The sequence below is a fragment of the Streptomyces sp. NPDC091376 genome (assembly GCF_044757085.1).
Lineage (GTDB): Bacteria > Actinomycetota > Actinomycetes > Streptomycetales > Streptomycetaceae > Streptomyces > Streptomyces pratisoli.
This window is the reverse complement of record NZ_JBIVUF010000005.1, coordinates 268,833-286,104: the sequence shown is the minus strand read 5'-3', so window position 1 is coordinate 286,104 and position 17,272 is coordinate 268,833. Positions and strand designations below refer to the sequence as shown.

At 70.4% G+C, this 17,272-nt stretch carries 20 protein-coding genes; 17 read left to right on the top strand and 3 right to left on the bottom strand.

The annotated features are described in order from the left end of the window. Positions 1-9 precede the first annotated feature (9 nt). Positions 10-2,553 carry a polysaccharide lyase family 8 super-sandwich domain-containing protein gene (locus ACIQMR_RS13520; RefSeq protein ID WP_401385557.1) on the bottom strand — a complete coding sequence of 848 codons (2,544 nt, stop codon included), beginning with the start codon at positions 2,551-2,553 and terminating at the stop codon, positions 10-12. A gap of 435 nt (positions 2,554-2,988) precedes the next feature. Here ACIQMR_RS13520 and ACIQMR_RS13515 point away from each other — a divergent pair, with 435 nt between their 5' ends. The 13 genes from ACIQMR_RS13515 to ACIQMR_RS13455 all read left to right on the top strand — a co-directional run bounded on the left by ACIQMR_RS13515 (position 2,989) and on the right by ACIQMR_RS13455 (position 11,151). After that, positions 2,989-3,324, top strand: coding sequence for a phage holin family protein (locus ACIQMR_RS13515; RefSeq protein ID WP_401385556.1), 336 nt, complete (start codon positions 2,989-2,991; stop codon positions 3,322-3,324). A gap of 70 nt (positions 3,325-3,394) precedes the next feature. After that, positions 3,395-3,697, top strand: a complete 303-nt coding sequence (locus ACIQMR_RS13510; protein WP_401385555.1) for a gas vesicle protein — start codon at positions 3,395-3,397, stop codon at positions 3,695-3,697. A gap of 67 nt (positions 3,698-3,764) precedes the next feature. Continuing rightward, positions 3,765-4,190, top strand: a complete 426-nt coding sequence (locus ACIQMR_RS13505; RefSeq protein ID WP_401385554.1) for a gas vesicle structural protein GvpA — start codon at positions 3,765-3,767, stop codon at positions 4,188-4,190. Beyond that, positions 4,187-4,903, top strand: a complete 717-nt coding sequence (locus ACIQMR_RS13500) for a GvpL/GvpF family gas vesicle protein (RefSeq protein ID WP_401385553.1) — start codon at positions 4,187-4,189, stop codon at positions 4,901-4,903. Before ACIQMR_RS13505 ends, ACIQMR_RS13500 begins: the two co-directional genes overlap by 4 nt. 6 nt (positions 4,904-4,909) lie before the next feature. Continuing rightward, positions 4,910-5,146 carry a gas vesicle protein GvpG gene (locus ACIQMR_RS13495; protein WP_401385552.1) on the top strand — a complete coding sequence of 79 codons (237 nt, stop codon included), beginning with the start codon at positions 4,910-4,912 and terminating at the stop codon, positions 5,144-5,146. Continuing rightward, a complete protein-coding gene (locus tag ACIQMR_RS13490; RefSeq protein WP_401385551.1) occupies positions 5,143-5,739 on the top strand; it encodes a DNA primase in 597 nt (198 codons plus the stop codon). Before ACIQMR_RS13495 ends, ACIQMR_RS13490 begins: the two co-directional genes overlap by 4 nt. Beyond that, a complete protein-coding gene (locus ACIQMR_RS13485) occupies positions 5,732-6,898 on the top strand; it encodes an SRPBCC family protein (RefSeq protein ID WP_401385550.1) in 1,167 nt (388 codons plus the stop codon). Before ACIQMR_RS13490 ends, ACIQMR_RS13485 begins: the two co-directional genes overlap by 8 nt. Beyond that, positions 6,895-7,209 (top strand): gas vesicle protein, encoded by a 315-nt coding sequence (locus ACIQMR_RS13480; protein WP_401385549.1) that lies wholly within the window; start codon positions 6,895-6,897, stop codon positions 7,207-7,209. The genes ACIQMR_RS13485 and ACIQMR_RS13480 overlap by 4 nt, the downstream gene beginning before the upstream one ends. After that, complete coding sequence (locus ACIQMR_RS13475; protein WP_401385548.1) at positions 7,206-8,006, top strand: GvpL/GvpF family gas vesicle protein; 801 nt, start codon at positions 7,206-7,208, stop codon at positions 8,004-8,006. Before ACIQMR_RS13480 ends, ACIQMR_RS13475 begins: the two co-directional genes overlap by 4 nt. Beyond that, positions 8,003-8,380, top strand: a complete 378-nt coding sequence (locus tag ACIQMR_RS13470) for a gas vesicle protein (RefSeq protein WP_401385547.1) — start codon at positions 8,003-8,005, stop codon at positions 8,378-8,380. Before ACIQMR_RS13475 ends, ACIQMR_RS13470 begins: the two co-directional genes overlap by 4 nt. Positions 8,381-8,391: 11 nt before the next feature. Continuing rightward, positions 8,392-8,658, top strand: a complete 267-nt coding sequence (locus tag ACIQMR_RS13465) for a gas vesicle protein K (protein WP_401385782.1) — start codon at positions 8,392-8,394, stop codon at positions 8,656-8,658. 119 nt (positions 8,659-8,777) lie between these two features. Then, a complete protein-coding gene (locus tag ACIQMR_RS13460) occupies positions 8,778-9,197 on the top strand; it encodes a DUF3618 domain-containing protein (RefSeq protein ID WP_401385546.1) in 420 nt (139 codons plus the stop codon). A 220-nt stretch (positions 9,198-9,417) separates the two neighbouring features. Beyond that, a complete protein-coding gene (locus tag ACIQMR_RS13455) occupies positions 9,418-11,151 on the top strand; it encodes a SpoIIE family protein phosphatase (protein ID WP_401385545.1) in 1,734 nt (577 codons plus the stop codon). 72 nt (positions 11,152-11,223) lie between these two features. On the opposite strand, the gene ACIQMR_RS13450 is transcribed toward ACIQMR_RS13455, so the two are convergent. Further along, positions 11,224-11,925: an ABC transporter gene (locus ACIQMR_RS13450; RefSeq protein ID WP_358667035.1), complete on the bottom strand. Its 702-nt coding sequence runs from the start codon at positions 11,923-11,925 to the stop codon at positions 11,224-11,226. Positions 11,926-12,148: 223 nt separating this feature from the next. On the opposite strand from ACIQMR_RS13450, the gene ACIQMR_RS13445 reads away from it, so the two are divergent. The 4 genes from ACIQMR_RS13445 (at position 12,149) to ACIQMR_RS13430 (ending at position 14,857) form a co-directional block, all read left to right on the top strand. Continuing rightward, a complete protein-coding gene (locus ACIQMR_RS13445) occupies positions 12,149-12,334 on the top strand; it encodes a hypothetical protein (protein ID WP_401385544.1) in 186 nt (61 codons plus the stop codon). A 30-nt stretch (positions 12,335-12,364) separates the two neighbouring features. After that, positions 12,365-13,465: a glutamate--cysteine ligase gene (locus ACIQMR_RS13440; protein ID WP_401385543.1), complete on the top strand. Its 1,101-nt coding sequence runs from the start codon at positions 12,365-12,367 to the stop codon at positions 13,463-13,465. Between the two features lie 140 nt (positions 13,466-13,605). After that, positions 13,606-14,166: a hemerythrin domain-containing protein gene (locus ACIQMR_RS13435; RefSeq protein WP_401385779.1), complete on the top strand. Its 561-nt coding sequence runs from the start codon at positions 13,606-13,608 to the stop codon at positions 14,164-14,166. A 169-nt stretch (positions 14,167-14,335) separates the two neighbouring features. Then, positions 14,336-14,857, top strand: coding sequence for a hypothetical protein (locus ACIQMR_RS13430; RefSeq protein ID WP_401385542.1), 522 nt, complete (start codon positions 14,336-14,338; stop codon positions 14,855-14,857). 179 nt (positions 14,858-15,036) lie between these two features. Here the strand turns inward: ACIQMR_RS13430 and ACIQMR_RS13425 are convergent, their stop codons facing one another. Then, positions 15,037-17,265, bottom strand: coding sequence for a molybdopterin cofactor-binding domain-containing protein (locus tag ACIQMR_RS13425; RefSeq protein WP_401385541.1), 2,229 nt, complete (start codon positions 17,263-17,265; stop codon positions 15,037-15,039). Between the last annotated feature and the right edge of the window lie 7 nt (positions 17,266-17,272).

Here is a 17,272-nt window from a genome sequence, read left to right as displayed (position 1 = left end):
AACCCCGGTCTATGGGCGCAGGGTGGCCGTCAGGCTCTGGCCGTACACGTGCCGCGTGTCGAACTCCAGGAGGGTGCCGCCGTGGACGGGGCTGACGCGAACGCCGCCGTCCGACGTCGACTCGCGCAGGGGCCGACCGCGGAGCAGGACGGTGACGGTGTCCCGTTCCATGGTCGGGTCGGACACGGCGACGGTGGTCAGGTCGCGTCGGCGGTGTTGGACGATCACCGAGGCGGGACCGTCGATGCGCATCCCGCCGGCCTCGTGGCGGCCGGGCGTGAAGGTGTTGGCGGCCGTCAGGGCGAGGCCGGTGTGGGTGACGGCCTGCAGGTGCGGGGTGTTCGCCAGCACCTTCAGCTGTCCCGCCGGACAGGAGCGGAGCCGGGCCTCGCTCGCGTTCGGCACCAACGCGTAGGCGAAACTGAGGGGTTCGGCTCCGGGCGGTTGATCGACCGTCACGCTGAAGACGCTGCGGGTCACGGCGGTGTCGGGGTTCGATGTGCGGACGATGCGGCGGCTGCGGGTGACCGTGTCCAGGGCGACCCTCACCTGGGGGGTGTCGAGGAAGACATAGCCGACGGCCGTCCCCCGGGTCGCGTTGGCGTAGCGCAGCCACTGCAGATCACCGGTGCCCGCGCCGGTCCAGGGCCTGCCGTCGCGGGCCGTCCCGCTGAGGTGGACCTGGTCGCCGGGCGCGGCGGTGCGGGCGTCGAGCGTCGTGGTCACAGTTCGCCCGTCACGGTCGCCGACCCCGGCGGCGAGCACCACGATCTCCTCGTCGAGGAGGAACCACGACTTCGTGACCGTGGCATTGCGGTAGGCCGCGAAGTCGACCGGGAGCAGACCCGCGCCCTTGTCGCGGAAGGCGACGTCGTCGGACTGCACCATCGCGGCCGCGCCGTACGCCCCGAGGACGGCGCCGCCGGAATGCCCGTTGGTGCCGCGCGGGAAGTAGACGTAGGTGTTCTGCGATTCGGACGACGAGGTGAAGTTCAGCGGGTGGCCGGGGTTGTCGTAGTACGGCTTCCCGTACAGCTCGGGGATCGTGCGCCGTTGCTCCACCGGCGCGGTGACGCCGGCCAGGCCGTAGGGCGAAACCGTGGTGTAGTAGTCGACTCCGTACGCCTGGGCCTGGTCCTGGCCGGAGAGGTACAGGTAGTGCGCCCCGTCGCCCTGGAACCACGGCATGAGGTTCTCGCCGTTCATGTACTCGTACTTGCTGATGCGGCCGGAACTGCGTGCGAGGGCGAAGGCGAATCCCGGCCTGCGGTGCACGGTCCTGTCCATGGCGTTGAAGGCCACGCTGCGCGAGGGGGTGTTGAGGTCCGCGGGCACGACGGTGGTGTCGGCGACGATGTCCGCGTAGCGCACGATGGCAGCCGGGGAGACGAAGCCGGCCGGGTCGAGGGCGGTGTGCGAGGTGGACCGGATGTGTTTGACGTAGCTCTTCAGGGCGGCGGCATCGGCGCCGCTCGCGAGGGAGGAGAGGTCGACGACGGCCTCGACGACCGCCGCGACGTCGCTGTAGCCCGTCTCCGTCCGTGACACCGCCCTCCCCTTGACGATCTCCATCATCCAGCCTTCGAAGATCAGCGGCGCGAAGCTGTTCCTGACCCAGCCCTGGACGGTGGGAACCAGGTCCCCGCCGTGCACGAAGCCGGTGCCGTCGAGCATCTTCAGGGTCTGGACGACACGGGTGAGCAGGCCCTTTCCGTACGAACCGGTGTACGCGACGGAGGCGTGCTGGATGAAGGATCCGTCGGCGTAGCAGCCGTCGGTGACACCATGGTTGAGGTGGTACGGGTCGACAGTGGCGAAGACCGTCAGCTGATCGGTGAGGGCTTTGCGGATGCGCGCGTCGTCGCCGAGGAGCGCGCCCTGCACCATCCGGTTGGTGGTGATGTCGGCGAGGTTGGCGCCCGTGTGGAAGCGGGAGTCGAGGTTCACGTCCCCGTCGACGCCGTTGCGGAGATAGGCGTCCATCGATGCGACGTAGGTGCGCACGAGGTCCGGGCGGTAGACGTTCACCTCGTCGGAGAGGAGCGCGAGCAGCCTGCTGACGTGCTGGGAGATCCCGATCTCCCAGTGGAACCAGTTGCCGTAGTAGCCCTTCGGCTGGTCGCCGTAGTAGCTCTCGTGGAGGTGGAGGAGACCGTCGATCACCCGGCGCTGCACGGCGGTGTTCCCGTACAGGTCCGGGGCCGCGCCACGCGGCGTGCGCGTGGCCAGCGCGATGTCGTACAGGCGCCGGAAGGCGGTGTTGAGGTTGGCCTCGTTGGTACCGAGCACGAGCCCCGCGAACAGCTCGTCCTCACCCGCGGCGTCCATCAACTGCAGATTCGTACGCGCCGCTCTGACGACGGCCGCCAGCTTGGGCGCCGTCTCGGGCCGGGCGTTGGTCTCGGCGGTCCCGGCGAAGACGGCCACGGTGTTCGCCAGGAGCCGTGCGCTGCCGGCGGCGACCTCGTCCGCCGTCGCCGACCGCGAGGGAACCACGCTCAGAAGACCGGCCGCCGACAGAGCGGACAACAGGCGTCTGCGCGAGATCTCCATGGCGTCCTCCCGGCGAATCGGTCCTCAGCGGGCGGAGTCAAGCAGATGCACCCACCAACGACAAGGCTATGCGTCCGAGCTGCACACGGTCCGTGAGCCGGCGGCCGTGTCCTGGTCGCGCATCGACGAGGTCGTGCGGCGCCCGGCGTCGAGGCGGTCACAACGGGTGGCTGGCAGGGCCGGGGCACGCAAGACGCCGATCGCCGCATCGGTCGACGATCAGTTCCGCCGCCCGGCGATGGCCGAAATCCCTAGCGCCGATCACGCTACGCGCTTTCTCGACGGCGGCATTCTTCCCCCTCTCGCATTCCGGGCCGTCACAGGTCCGTTGAACAGGCACGCTTTCCCGCCGGCCCGGGGTGGTGACATCGGCGGACAGCCGTCGTTTCCTGTGTCGTACGCGTGTCCGAGAGAACCCGGGGTACGCGAGCGCCCATGGACACCAACCTGTCGGAACAGGTCGCTCAGGTCGTCCGGGACGCGATTGCGGACGAGCTGCGCGCACAGACGAGAAAACAACGGCGAACGGCGGCTTTCTACACGGCCTCGGGTGCCGTGGGCCTTTACGCGGGTGCCGCGGTGGCCGCCTGCCTGGTGCTGCTGCTCCACGCGGTGATGCCCGCATGGGTCGCGGCGCTGCTCGTGGGGGTCGTGCTGGCCGGTGTGGCGTATGTGCTGAAGTCGGCTGCCACAAAGCGGAGTTCGCCGACAGCGGCCATTCCGCCGGAGGCCCCTCCGTTGCCCCCGCGCGCTCCGGATATCGGCCACTGATCCACCGCATTGACGGGGGGTCAGGTTTTCTCCCGCCGAGCCCGGTAACCCGAGGAAAGACGAGGCGGCAATGACGAACTCATCCAGAAACAACAGTGAGGCCGGGGCGGACCGGGAGCCGACCGCATCGGAAGTGATGCGGGCGGCCAGGTCCCAGCTCACCGAACTCACGGGAATGCACGTGGAATCGGTCTCCTCGTTCGCGCGGACCGACGAAGGCTGGCAATTGGCTGTCGAGACCGTGGAACTCGCCCGGATTCCCGACACCACCAGTCTTCTCGCCACCTACGAGGTCACCCTCACCACCGACGGTGAACTCGCCTCGTACCACCGCGTCAGGCGGTACGAGCGCGGAAGGGCGGATCCCTCCTGAGGGACCGGGTGGCCGTCCGCATGTCCTGCAACGAACCATCACGAACAGAAGTGGGAGGTTCCGGACCATGACCGTGGTTCCGGCACAACAGAGCCGCAGCGGCGGCGGCACCAGCGGACTGTACGACGTCCTTGAACTCGTTCTCGACCGGGGACTCGTGATCGACGCGTTCGTACGCGTCTCACTCGTCGGCATCGAGATCCTGAAGATCGACATACGGGTCGTCGTCGCGAGCGTCGACACCTATCTGCGGTTCGCCGAGGCGTGCAACCGGCTCGATCTGGAGTCGGGCCCGAACGCCAGCCCCGGGCTGCCCGAGATCGTCGGGGAGATCACCGAGTCCGGCGCGCGCGGCAAGTCCAAGGGCGCACTCTCCGGCGCCGCCGAGACCATCTCCGACGCGTTCGAGAAGGCCCGCGACGAGGGCAGGCCGGAGCCCAAGCCGCGCACGCGACGCACCAGCACGTCACGCAGGAAGGAGGAGCAGGAATGAGCACGTACGTCTACGGCATCGTCCACCGCACCCACCCCGGGCCCACGGCGGAACTGGTCGGCGTGGGAGAACCCCCGCTGCCTGTACGGACGTTGGCCGAAGGCGAACTCCTCGCCATCGTCAGCGACGCGCCCGACGCGCTGCGGCCCAAGCGGCGCGACCTCCTCGCCCACCAGCGTGTGCTCTCGGAGGCGTCCGCGACGGGTGCGGTGCTGCCGATGCGCTTCGGGGGAATCTCGCCCGACGACGCGGCGGTGAAGGCCGTGCTCGCCGAACGCGCGGAGCACTTCCAGGAGCGCCTCGCCGCACTCGACGGGAAGGTCGAGTACAACGTGAAGGCCACCCACGACGAGGATGCGCTGCTCCACCGCGTCCTGTCCGACCAGCCCGAGCTCCGCGCGTTGAGCGAGGCCAACCGGGCTGCAGGCGGCGGCACGCACGAGCAGAAGCTCCAACTGGGCGAGCGCATCGTGGCCGTGGTGCAGCAGCAGGAGCTGATCGACGCCGACCAGCTGCACCAGGAACTCGTGCGGGTCGCGGAGGCGGTCAGTGTCGGACCCGAGTCCGGCGGCTGGCTCGCCAGCATCTCGTGCCTGGTGCCGCGGGAGGACGCGGAGTCGTTCATCGCGTCCGTGAACGCGCTCGCCAAGGCCAACCCGCAGCTGTCGTTGCAGATCAACGGCCCCCTTCCCCCCTACAGCTTCGTGGAGTGACGTCCCATGGGTCTGCTGGGTGAGCTGCTCCTGCTGCCTGCGGCTCCAGTACGCGGGACCTTCTGGGTGCTCCGGCAGGTCGCCGCCGAAGCGGAGAGGCAGTACTACGACCCGTCGACCATCGCGCGTGAACTCGCCCTGCTGCAGCGGCGGCTGGAGGCCGGCGAGATCGACGAGGCCGAGTTCGACCGCCTCGAGGACGAGCTCCTCGACCGACTTGAAAGAGGTACACCGACACCATGAACAACAGGCTGACAATCGGACTCGCGGTGGGAGCGGGCTATCTGCTGGGACGGACGAAGAAGGCGAAACTGGCCTTCGCCGTCGGCACGATGGTCGCGGGCAAACGCCTGCAGCTGAACCCCCGCGCCCTGCTCGACGCGGTCACCGGGCAACTGCAGAACAACCCGCAGTTCAAGGAGATCGGCGACCAGCTGCGCGAAGACCTGCGCGGGGTGGGCAAGGCCGCGACCGGCGCGATCGTCAACCGGCAGATCGGCGGGCTCGCCGACCGGCTGCACGAACGCACCCTCGGCGTCCAGGACCGCGTGGCGGGAGTGACCGGCGCGGTCGACGACGTGCAGGAGAAGACACGGAGTTCCGTACCGGAGCAGGCGTCCGGGGACCGGAACACGAAGAAGCCGGCAGTCAAGAGCTCCGCCCCGAAGAAGGCTTCCGGAAAGTCCACCGGACGGGCGGCCGCGAAGAAGGCGGCGCCGCAGCGTACGTCCTCGGGAAGCAGCGCCAACGGAAAGAGGACCGCGGCGCGCAAGACGGCGGCACGCAAGACGACAGCGCGCACGAGCAGCACGAGGGGAGGCCGCTCCGATGCCTGACACGAAGAAGGCGAACGGCGTGCTCGGCACCCTCGACCACGAGGCGGTCGACCGGCTCAAGACCGAACTGCAGGGCTATGCGCTCGCGCAGACCGAACGCGTACTCGCCGGCCTCGGCCGCAAGCTCGGCGAGAGCACGGTCAAGCTCACCGACATCGCCGAGGGCCGCAGCCCTGGTTTCGCCCGGCTCGCCCTCGACGGCGGCCGCAAGCTCGCCGAGGGCAAGGGCCCCGTGCGTGCGGCGGTGGAGATGGGCGCCTCGCGGCTCAAGGACAACGTCAAGGAGGCCGTGAAGGGCATCGGAGGTTCCGGCAAGCGGGGCAAGAAGGGCGGAGGCGGGCGGAAGCCCACCGTCATCATGGAGTCCGTCGACGTCGGTGTTCCGGTGCGCGAGGCCTACGACCAGTGGACCCGCTACCAGGACTTCTCCACGTTCGCCAAGGGCGTCAGGAGCGCGGGGGCCGCGGACGACACGACCTCCGACTGGAACCTCAAGGTCTTCTGGTCCAGTCGCAGCTGGAAGGCGCACACCACCGAGCAGATCCCCGACACGCGCATCGCCTGGAGCTCGGAGGGCGCCAAGGGCACCACCAAGGGTGTCGTCACCTTCCACGAGCTCGGCGAGAGCCTCACGCGGGTGCTGCTGGTCATCGAGTACTACCCCAAGGGGCTGTTCGAGAAGACCGGCAACATCTGGCGTGCCCAGGGACGGCGGGCCCGCCTCGACCTGAAGAACTTCGCGCGCCACATCTCGATGCGCGGTGAGGCCGAGGACGGCTGGCGCGGCGAGATCCGCGACGGCGAGGTCGTGACCACCCACGAGGAGGGTCTCGCCGACGACGAGCCGGCGGACGAGACCGGCGGCACCGAGGACGAGCCGGCAGCGGACGAGAACGAGGACACCGGCGACGAGGAGCCGTACGCCTACGACGACGAGGACGAAGAGGTGGCCGAGGACGGCTACGAGGACGAGTCCGGGGAGCCCGAAGGCGCGTACGCCGAAGACGACGGCGCCGCCGAGGACGAGCCGGAGGAGGAAGGGGAGGACGAGGCCTTCGACGAGGCCGACGGCGAGGACGCGTACGAGGCGGAGCACGAGGGCGCGTACGACGACGAAGAGCCCGTCCCCGCCACGGCCGGGGCCCGGAGCCGTCGATGACGACGCCGAGCCGGCTCCCCGGTCCCTACGGTCCCCCGGACTCGGGAGCCAACCTCGCCGACATCCTGGAACGCGTCCTCGACAAGGGCATCGTCATCGCCGGGGACATCCGGATCAATCTTCTCGACATCGAACTCCTCACCATCAAGCTCCGCCTCGTCGTCGCCTCCGTCGAACGCGCGAAGGAGATGGGCATCGACTGGTGGGAGGACGACCCCTCCCTCTCGTCCGGGGCGCGTCGGCGTGAACTCGCCGAGGAGAACGAGCGGTTGCGGCAGCGCGTCGCTGCCCTGGAGGCGGATTCAGCATGACTGAACTGCGCTACGTGTACGCCGTGACCCGTCCCTTCGACGGGGTCCTGCCCGAAGCGGTGCGGGGCGTGGCGGGCGCGCCTCCCCGGCTGCTCGCCCATGACGGCCTGGTCGCCGTGGTGAGCGACGTACCCGCGGCGGACTTCGCGGAGGCGCCGCTGCGCGACCGGCTGGAGGACCTCGACTGGCTCGCCGCCACCGCGCGCGGACACGAGGCCGTGGTCGGGTCCCTGACCACACGCACCACACCTCTGCCGCTCCGCCTGGTGACCGTGTGCGAGGACGACAGTGGCGTCAAGCGGCTCCTCGACTCGGGCCGCGAGCAGTTCGGCCGGGCCCTGGAGCGGCTCGACGGGCGGGTCGAATGGGGGGTCAAGGTCTACGCCGAGGACACGGCCGAGACGCCTGACACGCGTGCGGAGGTGCCCCGCGGCGATCGGCCGACGACGGGTCGGGACTACCTCCGGCAGCGGCTGCGGCAGCGCGACACCGCGGACAGTTCCTGGGCCCGGGCCGACGCCGTGTCGCGCCGGATCCACGCGGAGCTGTGCCGGCGTGCGGAGGCCGACTGTCTGCATCGGCCCCAGGACCCCCGTCTCCCGGGCGTGACCCGCGGCAACGTGCTCAACGCCGCCTATCTCGTACCGCGCGAGTTCTGCGAGGCGTTCGTCGCGGACGTGCAGCGGCTGACGCCTCCCGGTCCCGGGGTGCGCGTGGAGCTGACGGGACCATGGGCGCCGTACTCCTTCGCGGTCACGACGGCCGCCCCTGCGGCCGGGCGGAGCGAGGCGACATGACGGCCCCGACGGGAAACAGGCCGGGGACAAGGCACCACGGCACAGGACCGGAGACAAGGGCGCAGCCTCTCTCCCCCGCTCTCGCGGAGCGCCGGCTCGCCCTGGTTGACCTCCTCGACCGGCTGCTGGCCGGTGGTGTGGTGATCAAGGGGGATGTGACCCTGCGTATCGCGGACGTCGACCTCGTGCGCGTCGACCTCAACGCGCTGATCTGCTCGGTGGGACCGGCGGTGGCCTCCCCGTTCGCATCCTTCGGGGCCTCCGAGTCCTCCGACTCCTCGGCGTCCTCCGCGTCCTCCTCCGAGTGCTTCGGCTTCGCCGAGACCGCCGAGACCGCCGAGCCGTCCCCGGCGCCGGGGCAGGTGACGACGTGACCGCACGACGCATGGACCTCGACGCCGACAGCGTCGAACGGGATCTCGCCCAGTTGGTGCTCACCGTCGTCGAGCTCTTGCGGCAGCTCATGGAACGTCAGGCGCTGCGCCGGGTGGAGACCGGGGAGCTCACCCCCGAGCAGGAGGAACGCATCGGCATCACGCTGACGCTGCTCGAAGACCGGATGGGACAGCTCCGGGACACGTTCGGCCTCAGACCCGAGGACCTGAACATCGACCTCGGGCCGCTGGGTCCCCTGCTGCCCCGCGGGGACTGACCGCGAGTGCCGCGCACGCGGGCAGGAAGAACGTCCTGGAGGCGGCACCGCCCGTTCTGCGGGGATGCCGCGCGCGGCGCCAGAACGGATGTACGAGAGATCGAGGAAAGGAGACACCGATGAGCACCACCCCCTCAAAGGGCCGTCGCGCGGCGACAGTTCCGGGGCCGCCGGACGCGGATCCGGACAAGCCGACCCCGGAAGAACTGCGCGCACAGGCCCGGCACACCCGCGAGGAACTCGGAAGGACCGTGGAGGCTCTGATGACGAAGACGGACGTGAAGACCCGCGCCATGCAGGCGGCGACCGGAATGAAGGACCAGCTCGGGGAGAAGGCGGGCGTCGCAAAGGAACAGATCGCCGCCACCGCGGCGACGGCGGGCGAGAAGCTCCGCGACACCACGCCCGGGGTGGTGCAGGCTTCGGCCCGGCAAGCGGCTGAAACGGCCCGAAGGAATCGGCTGCCGCTGGTCGCCGGCACGGCCGCCGCCACGTTCGCGCTGCTGATGATGGTCATACGCCGCAGGCGTTCCCACTAGGCGCGGAGCGGACCCGCGGGTGCCGGCGGTCGTGGCGCCGGCGGTCGTGACGCCGCCTGCCGTGGCGCCGGCGTCCCGCCGGGCCGGGCAGCTCGGCGCCGCGGGGCCGGCACCTCCGGATCAAGATGGGACGATGTATCGGTCGTAGACGGGGCGGATTCGTGCCCGCATGGTGTTCTTGAGGTACAGCCTTCAGGTCGGGGTCATCACGAGGAGGGGCATGGACGTCACCGCGCCCGGTCATGGAGCGGACCCCCTGCGCGTGTGCGGGACCGCGCCGGGGGAACTGCTGGGCGAGGAGTTGGAAGCGGTCATGGCGGCCGCCCTCCTGGTGGACGACGAGGGGGTCATCGTCGCGGTCAACGAGCGGTTCCGGAGCCTGTTCCGAAGGTCCGCCGAAGAGCTCGTGGGGCAGGATGCCCATGATCTGCTGCACCGTGACAGTCACGGGCACCCCTTGCCCCGCAGCCGCTGCGGACTGAGGGAGGCTCTCCTCACGTACAGCACGGGACACAGTGACCTGGACTGGTTCGCCCGCGCGGACGGCACGTTGCTCGGCCTGTCCTGGCTCATCACGCCCTACTCCCTCGGCACCGAATCCTTGGGCGCCCTCGTGCTGCTGTACCAGCCGCAGGGGCCTCCGGAATCCCGCGAGGTCGAGGCCGGGACCACCAGGCTGACCGAACTCGACCGTCTCGCCCTGCTCGCCGAGACCACCACACGGCTCACCTCGACCCTGGACGTGGACGAGGCCTTGCTCCGCCTGGCCGCACTGACCGTGCCCCGGATCGCGGACTGGGCGATCGTCGACCTGATCACCGAGGTCGACGAGGTACGGCGTGCCCTCGTCGTTCAGCAGCAGGACGGCGTCCTCGTCGAGCGCGTGGATCTGCAGGGTCCGATGCCTCCGGTGCCTCAGGAATCGCCGATGCCCTTGTCACGGGCCTTGCGCGGCGCCGCCTCGACCGTTGCCAGCGCGTCCACTTATCACGGGCCACCGGATTCCGGCATCGCGGTCGAGCAGCAGCGGCTCTTCACGGAGACCGGCATGCATTCGGCCGTCATCGCCCCGATCCGCGGCCTGCGGGAAGTGCTGGGCGCACTGACGCTGGGGCGCTCGGACCGTCCCGAGGCCTTCACCGCCGCTGATCTGCCGCTCCTGGAGGACATCACCCGGCGGGCGGGCCTGGCGTTGGACAACGCGCGCCTGTACCAGCGGCAGCGCAAGGTCGCCGAGACCATGCAACGGCACCTGCTGCCCCAGATGCCCGCCGTGCCGGGGCTGGAGATGACGGCTCGGTACGTGCCCGCTCCGCACGCCTCCCAGGTGGGTGGCGACTGGTACGACGCCTTCTCCCTGATCGACGGGACGACCGCGCTGGCGATCGGTGACGTCGTCGGTCATGACCTCGACGCCGCAGGCGGCATGGCTCAGATCCGCAACATGCTGCGTGCTTTCGCCTGGACGCAGCCCGACTCGCCCTGCGCCGCGGTCACGCTCCTCGACCAGGCCGTCATGCGCATCCTCCAAGTGCCCATGGCCACGATGGTCCTGGCCCGGCTCACCATGTGCGACGACGGGCTCTGGCAGCTGCACTGGACCAACGCGGGCCACCCGCCGCCGCTGCTGGTCACCCACGACGGCAGGACGCGTTTCCTGACGGAGGGGCACGGACTGCTGCTCGGCACGGGCTGCACGACTCCCCGTACCGACGCGGTCCTCACCCTGCCGCCCCGGTCCACCCTCGTGCTGTACACCGACGGTCTCGTCGAATCACGCCGCCACCCCCTCGACGAGGGCATGAACCAGCTCCGCAGGCACGCCGCCTCCCTGGCCCGTCGTCCGCTGGACTCCTTCAGCGACTCCCTGCTGACGCAGGCGCGCCCGGACGACAACGACGACGACGTGGCTTTCCTCGCGCTCCGTACACCTGGCTCTGTCCGGGCGGGTTGACGTCCTCCCCGACACGGGACGGGTCAGGCCGAGGCAGGGCGGGTCAGGACGGGCCACGGCCGCCGGCTGCTGTCACCCCAGGACGTGCCGCAGGTAGGACTGCGGTTCGGCGAGGTAGCGGCGCCAGTGGTCGACCAGGGCGAGCTCGCCCCAGGCCACCCGGCGCATACCGTGGTCGCCGACCTCGATGATGTCCGCACCGGGCAGCGCCGTCAGCAGCGGAGAGTGCGTGGCGCAGATGACCTGGCCGCCGCTCTTCACCAACTGGTCGATATGGCCGAGCAGCTCCAGACAGGATGCGAACGACAGCGCCGCTTCCGGCTCGTCCATCACGTACAGGCCGGGCTGGAGGAACTTCCCCCGGAACGCCGCGAGGAAGCCCTCGCCGTGGCTGACGGAATCCGGGGCGAACCCCTCCCGGTCCAGCGCGTCCAGTGCCGTCTCCGCGCGCAGGAAGAAGCCCTTGCGGGCGGACCAGTTGCCGAGCATGCGCCGCCCGCGCGGCGCCGCGTCGAAGCGGATGCGCTCACCGAGCACCGATTTGGGGCGGTGACTGGCATAGCGCCAGTCGTGCGAGCCGCCCCAGGAGTCCAGGCCGAAGCCTTCGGCGAGGGCCTCGACCAGGGTCGACTTGCCCGAGCCGTTCTCCCCCACCAGAAAGGTCACCGGCGCGCTCAGGCGCAGGCCGTCCGCCACGAGCCCGCGCACGCAGGGCACGGTCCAGGGCCATTCCCCTTCATCGGACGAGGCAACATACACACGTTCGATAATCACTCTTCGAGTCTCGCACGGAGGTAGGACAACGCCCGTGCGAGCGGCCGATCGAAACGGCGGATCCCACCGGGGTGACCCCAACGGCTTATTCGGTCCGGTGGCGGAGCAACCGGCTCTCCGACAGGGTTTCCGCGGGTCGTCGTACCCCTCACGACACCCGCGGGACGGACCGCGTGGCCCAGGCCCCCTGGAAGCGGACCGATGAGCCTGCTAGACGTTGAGGATGCATGAAGGTGACGGCCGACCCTCGTCCGCGGGCCCCTCCCCGCTCGGCGTTCTCAGCTGCGGCCGGCGCGGCAGCACCTGGGTCGTCACACTGGGCGGCTACCTCGGGGGCCCGCACACCTCGGTCCGTACCGTCACCTCATTGGGAGAGGCCCTGGACGCACTCGGCTCCGGGTCCTCCTGACCGGGCGCACCGGCAAAGGGGGCGCGAGCCGTGCGGAGCGTGGGAGTGGAGGAGGAACTCCTCCTGGTGGATGCGGAAACGGGTGAGCCCCGAGCCGTGTCGGCGGCTGTGCTGGCCGTGGCTTCCAGGGAGGCGCCGGACGAGGAGCAGGTGTTCGAGTCGGAGCTGCAGCGCCAGCAGCTGGAGTTCGCCACCCGGCCCTGCACCCGGACGGAGGAACTCGCGGCCGAGATCCGGCGGTGCCGAGCCGATGCGGCACACCATGCCAAGGACATCGGGGTGGCCGTCGCGGCCCTCGCCACGTCCCCGCTCCCGGTCAGTGCATCCGTGGCCGTGGGCGCGCGGTACCACTGGATGGCGGAGCGCTTCGGGCTCGCGCTGCAGGAGCAGCTCACCTGCGGATGCCATGTTCACGTCTCCGTGGACTCCGACGAAGAGGGCGTCGCCGTCCTGGACCGGATCCGCCCCTGGCTGTCCGTCCTGATCGCCCTCAGCGCCAACTCCCCCTTCTGGCAGGGCCGGGACAGCGACTACAGCAGTTACCGGACCGAGGTCTGGGGCCGATGGCCGTCCGCCGGCCCCACGGAGATCTTCGGATCGGCAGACCGATACCACCGGCAGGTGCGGGACATGGTCGGCACCGGAGTCCTCAGGGACGAAGGGATGATCTACTTCGATGCCCGGCTCTCCCACCGGTACCCCACGGTCGAGGTCAGAGTCGCGGATGTGTGCCTGGACGCGGGATCGACGGTGCTCCTCGCCGTCCTCGTCCGCGGCCTGGTCGAGACGGCGGCCCGCCGATGGCAGGCGGAAGAGCCCTTGGCGGAGCCCGGTCAGCCCCTGCTGAGACTCGCCGCCTGGCAGGCCGCCCGCTACGGACTCGAAGGGCGGCTGCTCCACCCTCTGACGATGCGCCCCGCGCCCGCGGAGACAGTGGTGCGTGCGCTCTTCGACCATGTGCGCGACGCCCTGGACGACCACGGGGACACGGAACCCGCCCAGGAAGCACTGGCCCGCCTGCTGAGGGACGGCAACGGAGCAGCGGTCCAGCGCACGATCCTGGAACGGACCGGCAGCCTGCGTGACGTCGTCACCGAGTGCGTGGGCCTCACCTGCGAACAGCGGCCCTGATCGCCGCCGCCGAGGAATGACCCGGCTGCCGCCAGCTGGGTGGCCTGCCCCGTGTGCCACGGACAGCAGGTGGGCGACGGGGAACGCATGTGGCGTCGCCGGTCACCTCCGGCTACTGGGCGATGTGGGAGGACAAGGGCATGGGGCACGGCGGGAATGTGATCGAGGAGCTGATGGCGGACCACCGTGAGGTGGAGCAGCTGTTCTCCCGGATCGAGGCGCTGACCACCGGGAGCAGCGAGCTGCGCCCCCTGGTGGACGAGGTCACGATCGAACTCGTGCGGCATTCGGTGGCCGAGGAGCAGTACCTGTACCCGGCCGTCCGTGAGCATGTGGAGGGTGGCGCGGAGATCGCGGACAAGGAGATCGCGGAACACGCCGTGGCCGAGAAGCTCATGAAGCACCTGGAGCAGATGCGGGTGGACGATGTGGAGTTCCACCCCACCCTCCAGCAGATGATGGACCACGTGAACGCCCACATCCGCGACGAGGAAGGGCAGCTGTTCCCGCGGTTGCGCCAGGCGTGCACGCCCGAAGCGCTGGAGGATCTCGGCGACAAGATCCGACGGGCCAAGGCCATGGCTCCCACCCGACCGCATCCCTCCGCGCCCGATACGCCGCCGGCCAACAAGTTGCTCGCGCCGGGAGCGGGGCTGGTGGACCGCGTACGTGACTTCGTCAGCGGCCGCGGCAGGTCCTGACCCCCTCGGCCCGCGGACATCGGTCGGCCGTGGCCGCTCCCGACCCGGTCCCTGTGACACAGCTCCTAGTGAGGGACCGGGGGCGGCAGCCTACGCTGACGAGCCATGCGCGACAGCGCGGCCGCATCGCACCCAGACGGACACCGGGCGCGCGTGAAGGACGGTTCACATGCCCAGTGATCTCTCGCACGTCATAGCCGCCGCCACGCGCTGGCTGCTGACCGCCTTCCCGGCAGCAGCCGGTGCCATGAACTACGCCCTGGCCGAGGCCCAGGCACGACAGGCGGCCACCGTCGCCGCCGTGCTGCGCTGTCCCACGACGCTCGACGTCGAACTGCTCAACATGCTCGGCCCGGGAGGCTCGGGCCGGCTGGACGCACTCACCGGCGCGGACCAGCACCGGGCGGAGGAGGCGGACCGCTCCTGGCGCACCTGGGTGGACGAAACCGTCGTCAGCTGGGCCGCGAACCTGCTCGCCGACCCCCGCCTGGCTGCCCGGGCCGCGTCCGCCCTGTCCGCGACGGAACACGGCACCGGAGCCGCGGGGGACGCGCGGAGACTGACCGTGCCCAGCCGGCGTGATCACGACGCCGCGCCCTTGCTGCGTCATCCGGATCTGCTCGGCCCGATAGCCGGTCTGCATCGCGCCGCCCTGCTCGACGCACTCGCCGCCGAACCCACCGGTGCCTGAGCAGGCACCGAACGCCTGACGCGGCGGGGCCCACCGCCGTCCCGGGCACGTCGACACGTCCCGGTCCCAGGCACCAGTCCCAGGCACGCCCCGGTCCCAGGCACCAGTCCCAGGCACGCCCCGGTCCCCAGGCACGCCCCGGTCCCCAGACACGCCCCGGTCCCAGGCACGCCCCGGTCTCAGGCATCCATCGGTGGCAGTCCTGGCAGCAGCTTCTCGATGGTGATGGGGAAGTCGCGCACGCGCACGCCGGTGGCGTTGAACACCGCGTTCGCGACCGACGCACCGGCCCCGCAGATGCCCACCTCACCGACGCCCTTCGCGCCCAGGGGGTTGGCCTTGTCGTCGTAGCTGTCGAGGACGACGGCATCGACGTCGGGGATGTCGGCGTGCACCGGCACGAGATACCCCGCGAAGTCACGGTTGACGAAGGCGCCGGAGCGCGAGTCGACGACCGCCTCTTCCTCCAGGGCCGCGCCGACCCCCCAGATCATGCCGCCGATCAGCTGCGAGCGGGTCGTCTTCGAGTTGAACACGCGGCCCACCGAGAACACGCCGAGCATCCGCCTCAGACGGACTTCGGCGGTGTCCGCGTCGACCCCCACCTCGGCGAAATGGGCCCCGTAGGTGTTGATCGAGTAGTCGGTGTAGTTCGGGTCGTCGCCCATGTAGCGGACCTGCCCCTCCGCCTCCACGCCTTCCGGGTGGCCGCGCGCGACGATCTCGCTCAGCTCCTCGGTCGCGCCTGCGATGCTCACGTCGCCGTCGGAGAACACGGCGTCGGCCGGGTCCAGACCGTGCAGCGGGGAACGAGCGTCGGCGCAGGCCGAGTCCAGCAGCTTGGCTCGCAGGGCAGCGCACGCCCGATGCGTCGCGGTGCAGGAGTTGGTGGCGCCCCACGAGCCTCCGGACCCCCAGCTGGTGGGAAGGTCGGAGCGTCCGAGGTCGATCCGCACGCGTTCGGGCGGGAGCCCGAGGCCGTCGGCGGCGACCTGGGTCAGGACGGTGTACGTACCGGTGCCGATGTCGGTCATGTCCGTCTGGACGACGGCGGTGCCGTCCGCCTCCAGGCGCACCCGCGCCGTGGTCGGCCCCTGGAAGTGTCCGCGGATGGCGGCCGACATGCCGTAGCCGACCAGCCACCGCCCGTCGCGGGCACTCGCCGGGGTGGCGGGGCGGTGCTCCCAGCCGAACCGGCGCGCGCCTTCACGCAGGCAATCGACCAGATGCCGGTCGCTGTACGGAACGGCCCGCTCGGGATCGACGGTGGGCTCGTTGCGGATCCGCAGCTCGACCGGGTCCATCGCGAGCGCATGGGCCAGCTCGTCCATCGCCGACTCGACCGCCAGCATGCCCGGTGCCTCGCCCGGTGCGCGGACGTCCGTCCCGCGCGGCAGGTCGAGCGGCGCCAGCCGGTGGCTGGTGAGCCGGTGGGGCGCGGCGTAGAGACTGCGGGTCGTGGCGGCGGTCTGCTCGGCGTACTCCACGTCGGGGTTGGTGTGCATGGTGACGTCGTGGGCGATCGCCGCCAGCCGTCCGTCCTGACCCGCGCCCAGCCGGACCCGCTGGCTGGATGTGGGACGCATGCCGACGAGCTGGAAGATCTGCTGCCGGGTCATCGCGACCTTGACGGGCACGCGCAGCACGGTAGCTGCGAGCGCCGCCAGGATCGTCTCGGAATGGATGCCCAGCTTGGAGCCGAATCCCCCGCCGACGAAGGGGGCGACGATGTGAACCCGCTCCAGGTCGATGCCCAGGGTAGCGGCGACCGAGGCCTGCGCCGCGTCGACGATCTGGCAGCTGACGTAGACGAACAGGTCCTCGTCACGCGGTTCCACCAGACACGCGTTCGGTTCCATCGGCTGCGAGAACTCGTAGGGCGTCGTGTAGTACTGGTCGACCCTGACCTCCGCGCTGTCGAACCCGGCATCGAAATCGCCGACCGCGGTGTCGGTGGGGAGACCGGCGTTGACCACCTTCGGGATGTACACCTCGTCTTCCTGCTCGGCGAAGTCGAAACGTCCCCGACCGCCGGTGTACTCGACGTCGACGAGATCGGCCGCCGCCCGGGCCTGCTCGAAGGTCTCGGCGACGACGAGGGCCACCGGCTGGCCGTAATGGTGGATGTCGGGGCCGGTCAGTTCCGGCTGGGCGCGCCAGTACTCGAACGGAATCGTCTCGTCGCGAGCGCCCTGCTCCGGTGCGTTGAGATGGGTCATCACCATGCGCACGCCGGGGGCCTGTTCGGCGTTCTCGGTGTCGATCCGGGCGATGCTGCCCTTGCCGATCGTCGCGCCCACGATGAACCCGTAGAGCGGCTGGCCGGCCTCCCAGTGTTCGTAGGCGTAGGTGGCCCGGCCGACGGCCTTCGACGGGCCGTCGACGCGGTTCAGAGCCTGCCCGATCATGCCGCCT